Here is an 18,231-nt window from a genome sequence, read left to right on the forward strand (position 1 = left end):
CGCGTCCGCCGGGTGCCCCCTGGCCCACGCGGCGCCGCCGAAGCCTTATCCTCGGCCCCGTCGTGATGGACGAGCGTGCCCAGACCCTTCCGCTCGGCGCCCTGGCGCTGGGGGCGCTCGCCGTGGCCCTGTGGAGCAGCTCGACGGTGGTGGAAAAGGTGCTGCTGGAGAGCCTTCCGCCGATTACCCTGCTCGCCTGGCAGCTCGGGATCAGCGTGACCGTGCTGTGGGGTGCCCTGCTCCTGGGCCGCCGGGGCGTGGCGCACGGCACGTGGCACCTGGGGTGGCCGGGGCTGGTGCAGCCGGGACTCGCCAACCTGCTGCTCCTGCTCGGGCTTTCCCTGACGAGCGCGAACACCTTCTCGCTGCTCAACTCGTGTGAGACGGTTTTCGGTTTGATCTTCGCGCGGGCGCTGCTGGGGGAACGGGTGGGCCGGGCCACGGCGGTCCTCGCCGGGTTCGCCACCCTGGGCGTGATACTCGTGGCCCTGGGAGCCCCGCAGGAGGACGGGGCGAGCACCTGGGCCGGGGTGGGGCTGGTGCTCGGCGGCACGGTCTTCGCCTCGCTGTACGGGGTGGTGAGCCGTCCCGCCGCCGCCGCGCCGGACACCCACCCGCTCTTGCTGACGGCGCTGCACCAGACGTTCGGCCTCGGGGTCGTGCTCGCCGCGTGGGCGCTGGCGCTGGAGCGCGGGGAGGGCGCGACCCTGGGCGGGGTGGCGCCCGCCACCTGGGCGTGGGCGGCCCTGGCGGGCCTCTTTCAATACGCCGTGCCCTTCTGGCTCTTCCTGACCGCGCTGCGGCGGCTGAGCGCCAGCGCCGTGTCGCTGCTCTTCACGCTGGGGCCGGTCTTTGTGATCGTCCTCGCCTTCCTGGTCCTGGGGGAATGGCTCACCCCCCTCCAGTGGGGCGGGGCCGTGCTCACGCTGGTCTCCCTCACGCTGATCGCGGCGTGGCCGGGGCGCGGCGCACCCCCCTGAGGGCCACGCGGAAGGTCACGCCGAGGTGGGGCGGAAGGTGGACGGAACCGAACGCCCCGGGGCTGCGCCGACCGTCTTCGGGAAAGCCGTTGCCCCACCGCACAAACGCCGGTGGGGCAACGGGCACGGACGGTGACCGGATCAGGCGGGGCCGCCTGCCTGGATGGTCGGCACCCCGTCGGGCCGCTCGGGGCGGGCCAGTTCGAGGACAGGCCGCACGGGCAGGGGCAGATGCTGCGCCCCGGTGTCCTCCAACGCGCCGAAGCGCACGTGCCGCTGGCTGATGAACCAGAGCTCGTCGCGGTCGTTGGGCAGGATGAAGTAGGCCTCGGAGGTCTCGGACGGCGAGTAGATGCCCAGCACCCGGTACAGGCGGTTTCTGGAAAACCCGCTCTCTAGCGGCCGGGGCATGGGCGCGCGCGGCCCACCGAACTCCTCGATGCGGACGAACATATCCTTGTTGTAGGCGAGCATAGGCCAGAATTGACAAAACGGTCCGGCTTCGTCAAGGCAAAAATTAACATTTCATCAGGAACGGGTGAGCGCCACACCATCTGGGGAACCCGGGCGCAGAAGCGGGTGGCCGCCACGTGGCGCTCACCCTGACAGGAATTCTCACACCTTCTTCAGTCTCTTCCAATTCCCCCGTCAGGGGGTCTTCCTGTGGCAGGGAGCTCGGCGGTGGCGGTCAGCCTGGCACCCGGCGGGACCCCAGGGCGGCGAGCACCTCCGCTGCGGCACGCTCGCCGCTCGCGCAGGCACCCTCCATGAAGCCCTGGAAGGCGCCGCCGGTGTGTTCCCCCGCGAAGTGGAGCCCGTCCACGGGCTCGGCCTCGGCGCCGCCGATGGTGGTCCACTGCCCCACCCGGTAGGCGGAGTACGAGCCCCGGCTCAGGGGATGGCTCGGCCAGTGCGCGCGGAGGGCCGGGGCGCGGTCCCGCGCGGCCCCGATGCCGGGGTAGATCGCCTCCATCTCGGTGAGCCAGGCGGCGGTGTGGGCCTCGGCGCTTCCGGTGCCGACCTCGAGCCCACGCCGCCCGCCCACGAAGTTCGTCAGGGCGCCCGTGGGGCCGCTGGCGGCCAGCGTGCGGCTGCTCTCCCAGGTCGTCTGGAAGGTCCGGTCGGAGTAGGTGTACCCGTTCGAGCGGTGACGGGTGCGCCACACGCGCTCGGAGAAGCCCGCGATGAGCTTGGCATTCGTGCCGTAGCCGATGGTCTCGATGGCGCGGCGCTTGACCTCGGGCAGCGGCAGGCGCAGGGCCACCCCCCGCAGGACGCTGAAGGGCAGCGCCAGGATGACGCGGGAGGCGCGCACCTCCTGCGAGCTGGCCCCGCGCGCGAAGGTCAGGGTGTAGCGCCCGTCGCTGCCCCGGCTCAGGGCTTCGAGGCGGGCGCCGAGGTCGAGGTCTTGCGCCAGGGCCTGTCCCAACCGCTGCGGGATGGCCCCGTTGCCCTCCTCGGCGGTGTAACGCATGTCGCTGGCCCCGAAGATCTCGAACCGCTCGGGGGACGTGCCGATGAGGTAGCTCAGGTTGAGACTCGACTGCTCGGTCGCCTCCAGGCCGTACTCGGTGACGTAGGCCACCTCGATCAGGTCGCGCAGGAAGGGAGGCACGTCGGGCCGGTCGAGGTAGTCGTGCAGGGAGGTCCGGTCGAGGCCCGCCGCGTTGCCGGGGGTGAGGTGACTCACGGACTCCACGTCCAGCGCGGCGAGGTCCGCGCCGATCCGCCGCGCCAGGGGGCGGAAGGCCTCCAGCACCTCGGCGTCGGTGTACACCCTCCCGCCGAAGTCGAAGACCTCGGGGATCAGGCGGTCGCGGGCGTCGTCCGCGAGGAGGTCACGGAGCGGCACTCCAAGTTCGCCCGCGAGGCGCCGGATGGACGTGTGGCCCGAGTCGATGAACTCGCCGCCCAGCTCCACGTGCCGCCCCCCGAAGACGCCGTGCCGGGTGGAAACGCGCCCGCCCACGCGCGGCCCCGCCTCGTACACGCGCACGGGCACCCCCGCTTGCCGCAGCCGGTACGCCGCCGTGAGGCCCGCGAGCCCCGCCCCCACGACGACCACGGGGTCGTCCCCGGTCACGCTGGCCCGCGCCGCCGGGGGAAGCGTCTGCGCCGAGACCCCGCGAGGCGCCAGGGTCAGCCCCGCCGCCCCGAGGGCCCCGGCCCGCAGCAGCGCCCGCCGCCGGGCGTCGTGGGTCCGTTCGAGCACCTCCTCGTCTCGCTGCCCACGCACCTCGGCGTGGTGGGCCAGCGCGAAGAACACCCGCAACCGGGCGAGCAGGGCGGACCGGCTCAAGCTGTTCCCCTCAGGTTGTTCATGGTCCCCCGACTCTAGCAACCTCTCCCGGCCCTGCTTGCCCAGAAGTTCACAAAGCTTCGCGCAGGGCGCCCCGGCGTCCTCCTGTCCTCTCCCCTGATTGAAAGCCGGAGCCCTGTGACTCAGCAGAACATGCAGGGGCGATTGTCCTTCCGCGGAGGGGGCCCTGCGCGTAGAACCCCGGCGGGAACGTCCTGCCGTCTATCCCACACATGGACAACCCCGCCCGAGTATTTATGCATTGTTCGTATCCTCTTGAGTCATAAGGATCAGGCCGCACGAGGCCGAGAGAGGAGTGCCTCATGAACCACGACGAACTGCACCCGCCCTCCCACCACGAGATCGAGGCACTCGGCGAGCACGGCCTGTACCGCGAGGGGCAGGAACACGACGCCTGCGGCGTTGGCTTCATCGCCCACATGCGGGGCGAGAAGGCCCACAGCATCGTCACGCAGGGGCTCAGGATTCTGGAAAACCTCGACCACCGGGGGGCCGTCGGCGCCGACGAGCTGATGGGCGACGGGGCCGGAATTCTTATTCAGATTCCCGACGAGTTCTACCGCGCCGAGATGGGCCAGCAGGGCGTCACCCTGCCCAGGCCCGGCGAGTACGGCGTGGGCATGATCTTCCTGCCCAAGGAGCACGCCTCGCGCCTCGCCTGCGAGCAGGAATTGGAGCGGGCGATCAAGGCGGAGGGGCAGGTGCTGCTGGGCTGGCGCGACGTGCCCGTGGACCGCGAGATGCCGATGTCGCCGACGGTGCGGACGAAGGAGCCCGTCATCCGGCAGGTCTTTATCGGTCACGGGACGGACACCCTCGTTCCTGACGCCCTGGAGCGCAAGCTGTACGTCATCCGCAAGCGGGCCTCGCTCGCCATCCTGCGGCTCAAGCTCACCCACGGGCGCGAGTATTACGTCCCCTCCATGTCCTGCCGCACGGTGATCTACAAGGGCCTGCTGCTCGCCGGGCAGGTCGGGCAGTATTACCTCGACCTGCAAGACGAGCGGGTGGTCTCGGCCCTCGCGCTCGTTCACCAGCGATTCTCCACGAATACCTTCCCGGAGTGGTATCTCGCGCACCCCTACCGGATGGTCGCGCACAACGGCGAGATCAATACGGTCAAGGGCAACTTCAACTGGATGCGGGCGCGGGAGGGCGTGATGAAGTCGCCGGTTCTCAACGGCGACCTCCCCAAGCTCTACCCCATCAGCCTGCGCGGGCAGTCGGACACGGCGACCTTCGACAACGCGCTCGAACTGCTGACGATGGCGGGCTATCCCCTCGCGCACGCGATGATGATGCTGATTCCGGAGGCGTGGGAGCAGCACACCGGCATGGACGAACGCCGCCGCGCCTTTTACGAGTACCACGCGGCGATGATGGAGCCCTGGGACGGCCCCGCCGCCATTGCGTTCACCGACGGGCGGCAGATCGGCGCGACCCTCGACCGCAACGGGTTGCGTCCGGCGCGCTATATCGTCACCAAGGACGACCTCGTGGTCCTGGCCTCCGAGGCGGGCGTGCTGCCCATCCCCGAGCACCGCATCGTGAAGAAGTGGCGCCTCCAGCCGGGGCGGATGTTCCTCCTCGACCTGGACGAGGGGCGGATCATCGAGGACGAGGAGCTCAAGTCCCGGTACGCCTCCGCCAAGCCCTACCGGCAGTGGATCGAGAACGTGCGGGTCAAGCTCGACGACATGGCGAGCCGGGTGGAGGCCCCGGTCCCCCGCGAGGCCCTGCTCGACCGGCAGCAGGCGTTCGGGTACACGCAAGAAGACCTGAAGTTCCTGCTCAACCCCCTCGCCGCCGCGGGTGAGGAGGGCGTCGGCTCGATGGGCAACGACTCGCCGCTCGCGGTGCTGTCCAGCCGGAACAAGCCGCTCTACAACTACTTCCGGCAGCTCTTCGCACAGGTGACGAACCCGCCCATCGACCCGATCCGCGAGGCCATCGTCATGTCGCTGGTGTCCTTCATCGGGCCTAAGCCCAACCTGCTCGACATCAACGCGGTGAACCCGCCGCTACGGCTGGAGGTCTCGCAGCCCGTCCTCGAAGTCGAGGACATGGCGCGGCTGCGGGGGATCGGGGAGCAGACGAACGGGAAGTTCAAACCGTACGAGCTGAACATCTGCTACCCGGCGCTGTGGGGCAACGAGGGTATCGAGGCCAAGCTCGCCTCCCTGCGGGCGGAGGCCGTGGACGCCCTGGAGAGCGGGCACAACATCCTGATCCTGACGGATAGAGGCATGGACCGCGACCACGTGGCGATTCCCGCCGCGCTCGCCCTCTCCGCCATCCACCAGCACCTCGTCAAGGAGGGCCTGCGGACGACCACCGGCCTCGTCGTGGAGACGGGCTCGGCGCGGGAGGTGCACCACTTCGCCGTTCTGGCCGGGTACGGGGCGGAGGCGATTCACCCCTACCTCGCGCTGGAAACGATCTCGGACCTGCATCCGGAGGCGCCGGAGAAGGCCGTCTCCAACTACGTCAAGGGCGTGGGCAAGGGGCTGTCCAAGGTCATGTCGAAGATGGGCATCAGCACCTACATGTCGTACTGCGGCGCCCAGATTTTCGAGGCGGTCGGGCTGAGCGAGGACCTCGTGCAGAAGTACTTCCGGGGCACCGCGACCCAGGTGGGCGGCATCGGCGTGTTCGAGGTGGCGGAGGAGGCGTTGCGGGTCCACCGCGCGGCGTTCGGCGAGGACCCCTTCCTGGCGAACATGCTCGACGTGGGCGGTGAGTACGCCTGGCGGGCGAAGGGCGAGGAGCACATGTGGACGCCCGACGCCATCGCCAAGCTCCAGCACGCGACGCGCTCGGGAAGATTTGAGACGTACCGCGAGTACGCCCGCATCATCAACGACCAGTCGCGGCGGCACATGACGTTGCGCGGCCTCTTCGAGCTGAAGGCGGACCCGGAGAAGGCGATTCCGCTCGACGAAGTAGAACCCGCCGCCGAGATCGTCAAGCGGTTCGCCACGGGGGCCATGTCGCTCGGCTCGATCAGCACCGAGGCGCACACCACCCTCGCCGTCGCCATGAACCGCATCGGCGGGAAGTCGAACACGGGCGAGGGCGGCGAGGACCCGGCACGCTACCGGGGCGAAATGGGGGGCGAGACGATCACGGCGGGCACCCGGCTCGCGGACATTCTCGGTGAGGGCCGCATCGAGGCTCAGGCCGACTACGAGCTTCAGGACGGCGACTCGCTGCGGTCGAAGATCAAGCAGGTCGCGTCGGGCCGCTTCGGGGTGACGACGGAATACCTCGTCTCCGCCGACCAGATTCAGATCAAGATGGCGCAGGGGGCCAAGCCGGGCGAGGGCGGACAGCTCCCCGGCGGCAAGGTCAGCGAGTACATCGGAATGCTGCGGCACTCCGTCCCCGGCGTGGGATTGATCTCCCCTCCCCCGCACCACGACATCTACTCCATCGAGGACCTCGCGCAGCTCATCCACGACCTCAAGAACGCGAACCCGCGCGCCGACGTGTCGGTGAAGCTGGTCTCCGAGGTCGGCGTCGGCACCATCGCGGCGGGCGTGGCGAAGGCGAAGGCCGACCACGTGGTGATCGCCGGGCACGACGGCGGGACGGGCGCTTCCCCCTGGTCCTCCATCAAGCACGCGGGCTCGCCGTGGGAACTGGGGCTGGCGGAGACGCAGCAGACGCTGGTGCTCAACCGCCTGCGGAGCCGCATCCGGGTTCAGGCCGACGGGCAGATGAAGACCGGGCGCGACGTGGTGATCGGCGCCTTGCTGGGCGCGGACGAGTTCGGCTTCGCCACCGCGCCGCTCGTCGCCGAGGGCTGCATCATGATGCGGAAGTGTCACCTCAACACCTGTCCGGTGGGGGTGGCGACGCAGGACCCGGTGCTGCGGCAGAAGTTCACAGGCAAGCCCGAGCACGTCATCAACTACTTCTTCTTCGTGGCAGAGGAGGTGCGCGAGCTGATGGCCTCCCTGGGTATTCGCAAGTTCGACGACCTGATCGGCCGCGCTGACCTGCTCGACACCCGCCAGGGCATCGCACACTGGAAGGCGCAGGGGCTCGACTTCAGCCGCCTCTTCCACGTGCCCGCCGTGCCCGGTGAGGTCGCCCGCCGCCATGTGGAGACGCAGGACCACGGCCTGGAGCGGGCGCTCGACGTGACGCTGATCGAGAAGTGCCGTCCGGCCCTCGAACGCGGCGAGAAGGTGCAGCTCCTCGAAGACGCGCGGAACGTGAACCGCACGGTCGGCGCGATGCTGTCGGGTGAGGTGATCCATCATCACCCGGACGGCCTGCCCGACATGACCATCTTCATCCAGATGGAGGGGCACGGCGGGCAGAGCTTCGGGGCGTTCCTGGCGCCCGGGGTGACGCTGTACCTGATCGGCGACGCGAACGACTACACCGGCAAGGGGCTGTCGGGCGGGCGGGTCGCGGTGCGTCCGAGCATCGACTTCCGGGGCGACGCGACGAAGAACATCATTGTCGGCAATACCGTCCTGTACGGCGCCACCTCGGGTGAGGCGTTCTTCCGGGGCGTGGCGGGCGAGCGGTTCGCGGTGCGGCTCTCGGGGGCGACGGCGGTCGTCGAGGGCACGGGCGACCACGGCTGCGAGTACATGACGGGCGGCACGGTGGTCGTGCTGGGCCGCACCGGGCGCAACTTCGCGGCGGGCATGTCGGGCGGCATCGCCTACGTGTACGACGAGGACGGCACCTTCGCCTCGCGCTGCAACACGGCGATGGTGAGCCTGGACCGGGTAGTTCCCGCAGGCGAGCAGGAGACGACCATCGAGCGCCGCTTCTGGCACCGGGGGCAGACGGACGAGGCGCAGCTCCGGCAGCTCCTCGAAGACCACCACTCGTGGACGGGCTCGCTGCGGGCGCGCGACCTGCTCGACAACTGGGAACGGGAGATGCCGAGGTTCGTCAAGGTCTTCCCGCGCGAGTACGAACGGGCGCTGGGCGAGTTGCACTCTGACGCGGGGCGCGGACCGGCGGAGGTCGGCCAGTCCACCGGCCAGGGCGTCCTGACGAAGTAAGCCATGCACCGGAGCGGCGAGGGCCAGTCTCCCGCCGCCTTCGCCTCAAGATCAAGGAGCAACGATGGGAAAAGTCACCGGCTTTCTGGAGTACCGGCGCGTCAAAGAGGCGTACGAGCCCATCGACGAGCGCCTGAAGAACTACAACGAGTTCGTCCACGAACTCAACGTCGAGCAGTCGCAGGTGCAGGCGGCCCGCTGTATGGACTGCGGCGTGCCCTTTTGCAACAACGGCTGCCCGGTCAACAACCTGATCCCCGATTGGAACGACCTCGTGTACGGGAACGACTGGCGCGCGGCCATCGACACGCTGCACGCGACGAACAACTTTCCCGAGTTCACGGGCCGCATCTGCCCCGCCCCCTGCGAGGCGGCCTGCACCCTCAACCTCACGTCGGACGAGCCGGTGGGCATCAAGTCCATCGAGCGCGCGATCATCGACCACGCGTGGCAGGAGGGGTGGGTTTCTCCCCAGCCGCCGCCCTACAAGACGGGCAAGCGGGTGGCGGTCGTCGGCTCGGGTCCGGCGGGGCTCGCGGCGGCACAACAACTGGCGCGCGCCGGGCACGACGTGACGGTCTTCGAGAAGAACGACCGCATCGGCGGTCTGCTCAGATACGGCATCCCCGACTTCAAGCTCGACAAGGGGCTGATCGACCGCCGGGTGGAGCAGATGGAGGCGGAGGGCGTGACCTTCCGCACGGGGGTCCTCGTCGGGACGATGCCGGAGGGCTCGACGGTCCCCAACCTCGCGCGGGAGACGGTCTCGCCCGAGGAGCTGACCCGCACCTTCGACGCCGTGCTGCTGGCGGGCGGGGCCGAGCAGCCGCGCGACCTGCCGGTGCCGGGGCGGGAGTTGCAGGGCGTCCACTTCGCCATGGAGTTCCTGCCCCAGCAGAACCGGGTGAACGCGGGCGACACCCTTCCCGGCCAGCTTCGCGCCGAGGGCAAGCACGTCGTCGTGATCGGCGGCGGCGACACGGGCTCCGACTGCATGGGCACCTCGCACCGGCAGGGGGCGGCGAGGGTCACCCAGTTCGAGCTGCTGCCCATGCCGCCCGAGCACGAGAACAAGCCGCTGACGTGGCCCTACTGGCCGCAGAAACTCCGCACCTCCTCCAGCCACGAGGAGGGCGGCGAGCGCGAGTTCGCCATCGCCACCAAGGAGTTCATCGGCGAGGGCGGGCGCGTCACGGCCCTCAAGACGGTGCGGCTGGAGTGGCAGGGCGGCAGGATGAGCGAGGTGCCCGGCAGCGAGGAGGTCATGCCCGCCGACCTCGTGCTGCTGGCGATGGGCTTCGTGAGCCCGGTGGGGAGCATCCTCGACGTGTTCGGGGTGAGGAAGGACCAGCGCGGCAACGCCCAGGCCACGACGGACGAGGTGGGCGGCTACGTCACGAACGTCCCCAGGGTCTTCGCGGCGGGCGACATGCGCCGGGGCCAGTCCCTCGTCGTATGGGCCATCCGCGAGGGGCGGCAGGCGGCGCGGTCGGTGGACGAGTTCCTGATGGGGACGAGCGAACTGCCACGCTGAGGGGGTCAGGAGGAACGGCGCCGCTCGGGGATGGGGGGCGCCGTTTTCTTTGGGTCGCAGGGAGAGGGGAGGGTCTTTCGGGTGAGCCCGGATGGGCCGCTTCCTTCCCCCCTCCCAGCCTCCCCACAGGGGGAGAGGCGTTTGAGAGACGCTGGCGTCAAGCTCCTTGCGGCCTCCCTCCAGCCCACTTCCTTCAACCTCATGAACTGGCCGCAACGAGACACCACCCGCAAGGGCCAGGCCCGGCTGGCCGTCGACCTCGCAGGGTGGTGAGGGCGGGCCACGAAAAGCCCCCGGCCCTCGCTCCCTCGCGCCAGGGGCGACCCTCCGACTTCACCCGGCCGGTCGTGATGGGTACGGGGTCAGGGTAAGGCGGGTTGAGGTGGCGCATACACCACCCGGAAAAAAGGCGATGAAGGGGAGTGTACAGTCGCCTCCCGTTTTGATGAAGGCGCCTACAGACCGGCCATATGCAGGACCTGTCCCCGGCGCCACCCGGCCCCGACGCTAGAATCCGCCCATGGACCTTCCCCAGGGGCGCGTGGAGAGCCGCCCGGCGCCCGCCTCCGCCCCCCACCCCTACGACGCGCTGCCGACCCCGGTGTGGACCTGCACGGCGGGGGGCGAGCTGACCTTCGTCAATTCGGCCTGGCAGGCGGTGACGGGCCAGAGCGCGGCCCAGGCGCTGGGCTCGTCCTTCGCGGAGGTCCTTCACCCCGAAGAGCGCGGCCGGGCCCTGGAGGGCTGGCGCGCGGCGCGGGCGCGGGGAGAGGTGTTCGGGGGCGAATACCGCCTGCGCGGGCCGGGCGGGGACCGTCCTTTTCTCCTGCGGGCTCAGCCTGCCGGGGACGACCCGGACGGACCGTGGGTGGGGGTGGCGAGCGGGCCGGACGGCGGCGAAGAGGCGCCCCGGAGGAGGGCACCGTCGCGCCGGGACGACGAACTCATCGCGGCGCTGGCGGAGACGCTGCAACGGGCGGCGACCCCCGAGGAGGTGTCGCGGTTCGCGCTCGACCTGATCGGCCCGGCGCTGGAGGCGCAGAGTCTGCTGGTCGTGCGGCTGGGCGGCGACCAGATTCGCCTGCCGACGATCTGGGGCGACCCGCCCGAACCTGTCGCCGGGTACATGACCCGCCCGGAGCTGAGGCTGGACGATACCCCGCTGCTGCGGCAGGTCGCGCGGGAGGGGCGCGGCGTGTACGTGGACGACTACCGGGCGGCGCCGGGGGCCATCCCCTCCTTCCCGGCGCTGGCCTGCGCAGTCGAGCCCGTCCGCACACCGGACGGCACGCTGGAGGGCTTTCTGGTGGTGTGGCGGCCGGTGGGCCCGGGGGCGTGGCAAGACGGGCAGCGGCGGCTCCTGAGACGGGCGGCGCAGACCCTGGGGCTCGCGCTGGAGCGGGCGGCGGCGGCCCAGCGGCTGGCGGAGTCGGTGGCGGCGCTCGACGCCTTCGTGGCGTTCACCGAGGCGGTGGGGAGCGAGACGGACGTGTTCGCCCTCGCGCGGCGGGCGGGCGAGGTGCTGCGCGCCAACCTCGGGGACGTGAGCGTGGCGTACTACAAGCCGGGCGGCGGGCTGTGGCGGGCGCGGGTGTGGACCGAGGACCTCGCCCCCGAGGTGGCCGCCACCATCGCGGCGGGCGTGAGCATGGAGTCGCCGAGCTTCAAACGGGCGGTCGAGGAGCACCGGCCGCTGTTCGTGTCGGGCTGGAACCCCGAGCGCGAGGAGGTGGCGCACACCGAGGCGTACGGGGCGGTCGCCTTTTACCCGTATTTCAAAGGTGGACAGCCGCGCAGCGTGCTCGTGGCGGGCACCCAGGACGCCCGCACGTGGTCCGAGCGCGAGCGGGCGGTGTTCCAGGCGGTCGGGCGCAGCCTGGGCCTCGCGCTGGAGCGCGCCGACGCGGCGGCGTGGCAGGCGGTCCAGAACCGTGAGCTCGAAGCCCGCACGGCGGCGCTGGAGGGTTTTGCCGACCTCACCCGCGACCTGAGCCTGCGCGCCGATCCCCACGCGCTCGTGCGGCGGGCGCAGGAGGTCGTGCTCTCGCTCCTCACGTCCGGCTACGCGCTGTACTACGAGCGGGAGGGGGAGCGCTGGCGCAACCGGGTCCAGACCGGGGAGGTCGGACACCCGGACCTCCAGGCCTTTATCGACGCGGGGCCGCCCGTGGGCGAGACGCCCAGCGTGGACGTGCCCTGGACCACCCGGCGGCCCCTGTACCAGGACAGCTACGCCCGGGGCAGCGACACCCCGGCGGAGCTGGTCCAGCACGTGAGCACGGCGGCCTCGCTGCCCGTCTTGCGGCACGGGGAGGTCGTCGGGGTCTTGATCGCGGTGCTGTTCGAGGGGCGGGCCTGGACCGGGACCGACCGGGTGGTGCTGGAGACGGTGGTGCGCAGCCTCGGGATCGCCCTGGAGCGCGCCCAGGAGGTGGCCGACCTCGCGCGGCGCACCCAGGAAGTGACCGAGTGGCGCGAACGCTACGAGGTCGCCGTGCAGGGCTCGGGGCACGTCCTGTACGACTGGAACGCCGCGACCGGCCGGATCGTGTACGGCGGCCCGGTCGAGGCGGTGACCGGCTACACCCCGGGGGAGCTGAGCGGGGGGCCGGTCCCCTGGACCGAGCGCCTGATCCACCCCGACGACCGCCCCGCCTTCCGCGCGGAGGTCGCGCAGGTCGTCCGGGAGGGCGGCACCCTCCACGTGGGTTTCCGGGTGATCCGCAAGGACGGCAGCGTGCGCGAGGTCGAGACCGACGGGCACTTCATGTGGGGTCCGGGGGGAGTTACCCGGCTCGTCGGCCTGATCAAGGACGTGACCGAGCGCCGCGAGGCGGAGGAGCGGCTGCGCAGATCGAACGAGGAACTGCGCAGGTCGAACGCCGAGCTCGAACAGTTCGCCTACGTCGCCTCTCACGACCTCCAGGCCCCGCTGCGCGCGGTCACGAGCTTTTCCGAACTCATCTTGCGCCGCTACGGGGAGGCGCTCGACGAGCGTGGGCGCCTCTACCTGGGGCAGATCGTGGAGAACGGCCAGCATATGAAGCGGCTGGTAGACGACCTCCTCGGCTTCTCGCGCCTGAACACCCGCCCCCGCCGCGAGGAGGTCTCGGACGCCGCCGCCATCTTCGACGCGGTGGCCGGGCGCTTCGCCGGGGAGGTCGCGGCGCTGGGCGGGGCGCTCACCCGTGACCCCCTGCCCCAGGTGCGCGCCGACGCGGGGCAACTCGACCAACTGCTGCAAAACCTGATCTCGAACGCCCTCAAGTACCGCCGCGACGGCGAGCCGCCCCGGGTCCACGTCTCGGCCGGGCGGGACGGGGAGATGTGGCGCTTCACGGTCGCCGACAACGGCATCGGCATCGAGGGGCAGTATTTCGAGCGCATCTTCGTGATCTTCCAGAGATTGCACGGCCGCGAGCAGTTCGAGGGCACCGGCATCGGCCTCGCCGTGTGCAAGAAGATCGTCGAGGCCCACGGCGGGCGGCTGTGGTTGGAGTCGCGCCCCGGCCAGGGCACGATCTTCTTCTTCACTCTCCCGGCGGCGTGAATTCTGCCGGACCGGCCCCCGGCGTCTCCTGAAATGAGGCGGCGATGAACGCCTCTTCACCGCCCTCTGGCAAGACGGTCAGATTTGGGGAAGCGCGGCTTTAGCAACCTCAGCAGGGCGGCACGTTCCCACCTCCGAGAATCGGGCAGCGGTCGGGGCGACGAGTCCCTTTCAAGGAGGCACGAGGATGACGAGAACGGGTGGAACGAGCAGCACGGCAAGACGCGGCTTCGCGGCGATGGAGCCGGGGCGTCAGCGTGAGATCGCCAGCCTGGGCGGGCGGGCGGCGCACCAGAGCGGCAACGCGCACCGCTTCACCTCGGAGGAGGCGCGCGAGGCCGGGCGCAAGGGCGGTCAGGCCTCCCGGGGAAGCAAGGCCCCCGGGCGGAAGATGTCCGGCGACTGACGCGCGGGCACGTGCCCCCTTCACCGACACACCGGATTCATCTCTGGGCGGCTCCTCAACGGGCCGCTTTTTTCGTGGCGACCGCCGACAGGCCCGCGTCAGCGAACGGGCGCAGGGTCCTCTGCCCGGCGGAGAAGACCTGTCACCCTGACCTGTAAAGAGGCAAAGGGGAGCGGAGCGAAGGGCCCGGCACGACACTGTTCTTTCGTCAACGGCTCTAGGCTTCCTCACGGTCCTTGGGCGGGTCGGGTTGGGTGAGCTGGAGGCCGGGTTTCAGGCGTCCGGCCTCGCGCACACTCTGGGTGAGGAGGTACTCGATCTGGGCGTTCACGCTGCGGAGTTCGTCGGCGGCCCAGCGTTCCAGGGCGGCGTAGAGTTCCGGGCTGATGCGCAGGGGGTAGTTTTTGCGGGGCATGGCACACTCACCTGCCCGGTTGCGGGGCGCTCAATACAGGCTCCCGGCGTTGACGACGGGCTGGGTGCCGCGCTCGCTCGTGAGGACCACGAGGAGGTTGCTCACCATCTGCGCCTTGCGTTCCTCGTCGAGGTGGACGATGCCCTGCCCTTCGAGTTCGCGCAGGGCCATCTCGACCATGCCGACCGCCCCCTGCACGATCTGCTGCCGGGCGGCGATGATGGCACTCGCCTGCTGGCGCTGGAGCATCGCCCCGGCGATCTCGGGCGAGTAGGCGAGGTGGGAAAGCCGGGCTTCGAGCACCTCCACCCCCGCGTGGCGCAGCCGGGTCGCCAGCTCGCGGCCCAGGGCCTCGGCCACCTCGTCGGGGTTGCCGCGCAGGGAGAAGGCCAGCCCGTCGTGGTCGTCGTAGGGGTACTGGGCGGCGAGGTGACGCAGCGCCGTTTCCGACTGGATCGCCACGAAGGCGGTGTAGTCCTCCACGTCGAACACGGCCCGCGCGGTGTCCACCACCCGCCACACGATCACCGCCGCGATCTCGATGGGGTTGCCGATCTGGTCGTTGACCTTGAGCCGCTCGGAGTTGAAGTTGCGGATGCGCAGCGACACCCGCTTGCGTGCCGTGAAGGGGTTCGTCCAGTAAAAGCCGTTGCGCCGCTCGCTGCCGACGTACCGCCCGAAGAGGGTCAGCACGCTCGCCTGGTTGGGTTGCACGATGAAAAACCCGAAGAGTGCGACCACCGCCAGCAGCGCGACGACGGCGGCGGCGACCGTCAGGCCCCACCAGAAGAGCGCGGCGGCCACCCCCGCCAGGCCCAGCCACAGAAGAACGGCGGGCACGCCCGGCAGCCCAAACGCGCGCCGCTCCACGCTCGCCACCCCCGGCTCGGGCGAGACGCCCCCCTGCGGACCCGTGGTGACCGGAAGCTGTTGCAATTTATCCATGTCTTCCTCCTATCAAAGTGATATCACATTGAGGGCAGGACTTCCAGGGGCGGCGCGCAGGCTCTTCTCTTGACCGAGTGCCGTTCGTCCGTTGCCCCTAGGTGAGCGGTTTCGTAGGTCACACGCCCCCTCACCCGTTGCTTCGCAACGCCCTCTCCCGCAGGGGGAGAGGGTCAAAAGCCTCAGCCAGCGGCAACCTCTACCTTCCTTTGCTGACCCGATATGTTGAATCTGGTCAGCATAAAAGCCAGGGGTTAAGAGGCCGGAGGCGTATCCTGCGGGACACCCAAGGAGGCAGGCATGACGACTTCCCCCCCGTATTCCACGCATCCGCCCGTGGCCTCGGCTCCCTGGCGCGCGACGCCCGCGCAAAACCTCGTCACGCTGGTCACGGGCTTCTGGCTGATGACGGGCATCTTCGTGGACGGCTGGGCGCACAACCACCTCGGGGAGGCGCTGGAGACCTTCTTCACCCCCTGGCACGGGGTCTTCTACAGCGGCTTCCTGGCGACCGCGCTGTGGATCGGGTGGCTGGGGCGGCGCGGGCTCGCGCAGGGGCGGCGGGGGCTGGCGGCCTTTCCGGTCGGGTACGGGCTCGGCGCACTCGGCATCCTGACCTTCGCGCTCGGCGGGCTGGGGGACATGACGTGGCACACCCTCTTCGGGATCGAGGTCGGGCTCGACGCCCTGCTCTCGCCCACCCACCTCCTGCTCTTTCTGGGGGCCGAATTGATCGTCCTCTCGCCCCTCGTGGCGACGTGGAGGGAACCGACCGGGCGGCGGTCTCCGGCGGGGGTGGTGTGGCCGGGCGTGCTGGCAATGACGGCGGCGCTATGTTTCGCCTCCTTCATGCACATGTACGCCTGGGTGCTCGCGGCGGACGGTCTGGGGGACGGGCTGAGCTACTCCGGCGCGCGCACCCTCTTGACCTCGACCCTGCTCACGGCGCTGATGCTCGTCGCGCCCGTCTTGCTGTTGCTGCGGCGCTGGCACCTGCCCTTCGGCGCGGTGACGGTGATGTACCTCCTCAACACCCTGCTGATGCGGGCGATGACGGGTGGGCTGGACCAGTTCCCGGTGGTCCTCGCGCTCGGGGGGGTGGCGGGGCTCGCTGCGGACGGGCTGATCCAGTGGTTGCGGCCTTCCCCCGCCCGGCCCTGGGCCTACCGCGCCTTCGCCGTGGCGCTGCCCCTGCTCGTCTGGGTGCCCTTCTTCGCGGGGGCGGCGGGGCTCGGGCAATTGAATGCCAGCCTCGAACTGTGGACGGGCGTGTGCGTGATGGCGGCGCTGGGCGGGCTGGCGCTGAGTGCGCTGATCGTGCCACCCGCCGTGCCGCCGGAGGCGGAGGCATCCTAGCCCGACCTCACCACAGCGCCTGGACCTGGGGGCGGATCAGCTCGTCGTAGACGGCCCGGACGCCCTGCATCTGTTCGGGGGTCAGGGGCGGGAGGTCCGCCGCCGCCGCATTGCCCTCCACCTGGGCGGGGTTGCGGGCGCCGGGAATCGCGCAGCTCACCTCGGGGAACATCAGAATCCAGCGCAGGGCAAATTGGGCGAGCGTCATGCCTTCCGGCACGAGGGGGCGCAGGCGCTCCACCGCCGCCAGCCCGGTCTCGTAGTCCACGCCGGAGAAGGTCTCGCCCCGGTCGAACGCCTCGCCGTGGCGGTTGAAGTTACGGTGGTCGTCCTCGGCAAATTGACTGTCGCGGCGCAGCTTGCCCGTCAGCAGGCCGCTCGCCAGGGGCACGCGGGCCAGAATGCCCACGTCCCGCTCCCGCGCCGCCGCGAAGAACTCCTCGGCGGGCTTGAGGCGAAAGGCGTTGAAGATGATCTGGATGGTGGCGACGCCCTCGTGCTCGGTCGCCTTCAGCGCCTCCCCCACCGTCTCGACGCTGACGCCGTAGGCCCGCAGCAACCCTTCCCGTTTGAATTCGTCGAGGATGCCGAATACCTCGCCCCGCTCGATCACCTCGGGCGGCGGGCAGTGGAGTTGGAGGAGATCGAGGGCGTCCTGTTCCAGATTCCGCAGGCTGCGTTCGACGAAGCCCCGCAGGTTCTCGCGGGTGTACCCGCTTGCCACGTGGGGATTCAGCCGCCGCCCCGCCTTGGTGGCGACGTAGAAGGGCTCGTTCCGCTCGCGGCGCAATCGGGCGATCAGCCGCTCGCTGTGGCCGTCGCCGTACACGTCGGCGGTGTCGAAGAAATTGATGCCGAGATCGAGGGCGCGGTGCAGGGCGGCGAGGCTCTCCTCGTCGTCCACCGCCCCCCAGGTGCCGCCGATGGCCCAGGCGCCGAAACTGATGGCGGATACGTCGTATCCGGTCTTGCCGAGTCTGCGGTCGTGCATGGGGTGTTCCTCCGGGCCCCACTGTACGGGGCGGGAGGCGAGCGCCGGGGAGAGGGAACCTTTACCCCCCCGCCCCGATCCGCTCCCGCGTCCGCCGCAGCACCTCGTCCGCCCGCGCCCCGCCCTCCGCTTCGAGGTCATCCCGCTCGGCCTGAAGCCCCGGCCTTTCCCCCTCCGGCCAGCCCGGCACGTTGATGTCCACGGTGAGGAGGCTGGCCTGGAGGGCGCCCCGCAGCAGGGCGGCTCCCGCGCCCACGTCGCTCACGACCTCCTTGTGGACGAGTTCGGCGGCGCGGGTGGCGAGGTCAAGGGCGACCATGACGACCCGGGCGATTTCGAGAGGAGCGGCGGTGGCCGCACGGGTGGCCTCCCGCAGGGCGTCTTTCCGCTGACGGCGTTCCTCCTCAGTGCCTTTCGGTAGGGCGAGCGCGGCCATGTACCCGCCGAACGCCGCCATGTCCTCGTCGGCGAGGGCTTGCAGGCGCTCGCGGTGGCGGGTGAGGCTGGCGAGAAGGTCACGTATGGCCCGCTCCTCAGCCTCATCGGGCTGCTTGCCGAGGCTGATTTCGAGCGCCATAGCGACGAGGGCGGCGCCGAACGCTCCGCTCAACGCGGCGACGGAACCGCCTCCGGGGGTGGGGGCGGGGCTGGCGGTCTCTTGCAGAACCTGACGGGCCGGAAGGTCCCAGAGAGAAGACATGGCG

At 70.4% G+C, this 18,231-nt stretch carries 13 protein-coding genes; 7 read left to right on the top strand and 6 right to left on the bottom strand.

Annotated features, from left to right (window positions below; genetic code table 11):
• The first annotated feature begins 65 nt into the window (after nucleotides 1-65).
• Nucleotides 66-980: a DMT family transporter gene (locus tag IC605_RS12700; protein WP_216324452.1), complete on the top strand. Its 915-nt coding sequence runs from the start codon at nucleotides 66-68 to the stop codon at nucleotides 978-980.
• A 141-nt stretch (nucleotides 981-1,121) separates the two neighbouring features.
• Here IC605_RS12700 and IC605_RS12705 read toward each other — a convergent pair whose 3' ends face one another.
• Both IC605_RS12705 and IC605_RS12710 read right to left on the bottom strand, forming a co-directional pair.
• The gene (locus tag IC605_RS12705) at nucleotides 1,122-1,454 is read right to left on the bottom strand and encodes a hypothetical protein (RefSeq protein WP_246580779.1); all 333 of its coding nucleotides are present in this window, start codon (nucleotides 1,452-1,454) and stop codon (nucleotides 1,122-1,124) included.
• 214 nt (nucleotides 1,455-1,668) lie between these two features.
• Nucleotides 1,669-3,279: an NAD(P)/FAD-dependent oxidoreductase gene (locus IC605_RS12710; protein ID WP_246580780.1), complete on the bottom strand. Its 1,611-nt coding sequence runs from the start codon at nucleotides 3,277-3,279 to the stop codon at nucleotides 1,669-1,671.
• A 323-nt stretch (nucleotides 3,280-3,602) separates the two neighbouring features.
• On the opposite strand from IC605_RS12710, the gene IC605_RS12715 reads away from it, so the two are divergent.
• The 5 genes from IC605_RS12715 to IC605_RS12730 all read left to right on the top strand — a co-directional run bounded on the left by IC605_RS12715 (nucleotide 3,603) and on the right by IC605_RS12730 (nucleotide 13,820).
• On the top strand, nucleotides 3,603-8,330 hold the full coding sequence (locus IC605_RS12715) for a glutamate synthase-related protein (protein WP_216324455.1): 4,728 nt from the start codon (nucleotides 3,603-3,605) through the stop codon (nucleotides 8,328-8,330).
• Between the two features lie 64 nt (nucleotides 8,331-8,394).
• Nucleotides 8,395-9,864, top strand: a complete 1,470-nt coding sequence (locus tag IC605_RS12720; RefSeq protein ID WP_216324458.1) for a glutamate synthase subunit beta — start codon at nucleotides 8,395-8,397, stop codon at nucleotides 9,862-9,864.
• Between the two features lie 141 nt (nucleotides 9,865-10,005).
• Entirely contained in the window at nucleotides 10,006-10,137 is a 132-nt protein-coding gene (locus tag IC605_RS25125; RefSeq protein WP_281416274.1) for a hypothetical protein, read from the top strand.
• A gap of 247 nt (nucleotides 10,138-10,384) precedes the next feature.
• On the top strand, nucleotides 10,385-13,414 hold the full coding sequence (locus tag IC605_RS25130) for an ATP-binding protein (RefSeq protein ID WP_216324461.1): 3,030 nt from the start codon (nucleotides 10,385-10,387) through the stop codon (nucleotides 13,412-13,414).
• Between the two features lie 187 nt (nucleotides 13,415-13,601).
• Entirely contained in the window at nucleotides 13,602-13,820 is a 219-nt protein-coding gene (locus tag IC605_RS12730; protein WP_216324464.1) for a KGG domain-containing protein, read from the top strand.
• Nucleotides 13,821-14,037: 217 nt separating this feature from the next.
• Here the strand turns inward: IC605_RS12730 and IC605_RS12735 are convergent, their stop codons facing one another.
• Nucleotides 14,038-14,235 carry a type II toxin-antitoxin system antitoxin gene (locus tag IC605_RS12735; protein ID WP_216324467.1) on the bottom strand — a complete coding sequence of 66 codons (198 nt, stop codon included), beginning with the start codon at nucleotides 14,233-14,235 and terminating at the stop codon, nucleotides 14,038-14,040.
• Between the two features lie 30 nt (nucleotides 14,236-14,265).
• Nucleotides 14,266-15,180, bottom strand: coding sequence for an SPFH domain-containing protein (locus IC605_RS12740; protein WP_216324470.1), 915 nt, complete (start codon nucleotides 15,178-15,180; stop codon nucleotides 14,266-14,268).
• 300 nt (nucleotides 15,181-15,480) lie between these two features.
• Between IC605_RS12740 and IC605_RS12745 the strand changes: the two genes are divergently transcribed.
• Nucleotides 15,481-16,536 carry a hypothetical protein gene (locus IC605_RS12745; protein ID WP_216324473.1) on the top strand — a complete coding sequence of 352 codons (1,056 nt, stop codon included), beginning with the start codon at nucleotides 15,481-15,483 and terminating at the stop codon, nucleotides 16,534-16,536.
• A gap of 7 nt (nucleotides 16,537-16,543) precedes the next feature.
• Here IC605_RS12745 and IC605_RS12750 read toward each other — a convergent pair whose 3' ends face one another.
• Both IC605_RS12750 and IC605_RS12755 read right to left on the bottom strand, forming a co-directional pair.
• Nucleotides 16,544-17,527 carry an aldo/keto reductase gene (locus IC605_RS12750; protein WP_216324476.1) on the bottom strand — a complete coding sequence of 328 codons (984 nt, stop codon included), beginning with the start codon at nucleotides 17,525-17,527 and terminating at the stop codon, nucleotides 16,544-16,546.
• Nucleotides 17,528-17,588: 61 nt separating this feature from the next.
• Nucleotides 17,589-18,227, bottom strand: a complete 639-nt coding sequence (locus IC605_RS12755; RefSeq protein WP_216324479.1) for a cyclodeaminase/cyclohydrolase family protein — start codon at nucleotides 18,225-18,227, stop codon at nucleotides 17,589-17,591.
• Between the last annotated feature and the right edge of the window lie 4 nt (nucleotides 18,228-18,231).

It is taken from the genome of Deinococcus aestuarii, from assembly GCF_018863415.1.
In the GTDB taxonomy this organism is placed as follows: Bacteria; Deinococcota; Deinococci; order Deinococcales; family Deinococcaceae; genus Deinococcus; species Deinococcus aestuarii.

What these genes read in the sequence shown, in the direction of transcription:
- IC605_RS12700 (WP_216324452.1), top strand. Translation starts at nt 66, where the DNA reads ATGGACGAGCGTGCCCAGACCCTTCCGCTCGGCGCCCTGGCGCTGGGG.
- IC605_RS12730 (WP_216324464.1), top strand. Translation starts at nt 13,602, where the DNA reads ATGACGAGAACGGGTGGAACGAGCAGCACGGCAAGACGCGGCTTCGCG.
- IC605_RS25130 (WP_216324461.1), top strand. Translation starts at nt 10,385, where the DNA reads ATGGACCTTCCCCAGGGGCGCGTGGAGAGCCGCCCGGCGCCCGCCTCC.
- IC605_RS12720 (WP_216324458.1), top strand. Translation starts at nt 8,395, where the DNA reads ATGGGAAAAGTCACCGGCTTTCTGGAGTACCGGCGCGTCAAAGAGGCG.
- IC605_RS12735 (WP_216324467.1), bottom strand. Translation starts at nt 14,235, where the DNA reads ATGCCCCGCAAAAACTACCCCCTGCGCATCAGCCCGGAACTCTACGCC.
- IC605_RS12750 (WP_216324476.1), bottom strand. Translation starts at nt 17,527, where the DNA reads ATGCACGACCGCAGACTCGGCAAGACCGGATACGACGTATCCGCCATC.
- IC605_RS12745 (WP_216324473.1), top strand. Translation starts at nt 15,481, where the DNA reads ATGACGACTTCCCCCCCGTATTCCACGCATCCGCCCGTGGCCTCGGCT.
- IC605_RS12715 (WP_216324455.1), top strand. Translation starts at nt 3,603, where the DNA reads ATGAACCACGACGAACTGCACCCGCCCTCCCACCACGAGATCGAGGCA.
- IC605_RS12705 (WP_246580779.1), bottom strand. Translation starts at nt 1,454, where the DNA reads ATGCTCGCCTACAACAAGGATATGTTCGTCCGCATCGAGGAGTTCGGT.
- IC605_RS12755 (WP_216324479.1), bottom strand. Translation starts at nt 18,227, where the DNA reads ATGTCTTCTCTCTGGGACCTTCCGGCCCGTCAGGTTCTGCAAGAGACC.
- IC605_RS12740 (WP_216324470.1), bottom strand. Translation starts at nt 15,180, where the DNA reads ATGGATAAATTGCAACAGCTTCCGGTCACCACGGGTCCGCAGGGGGGC.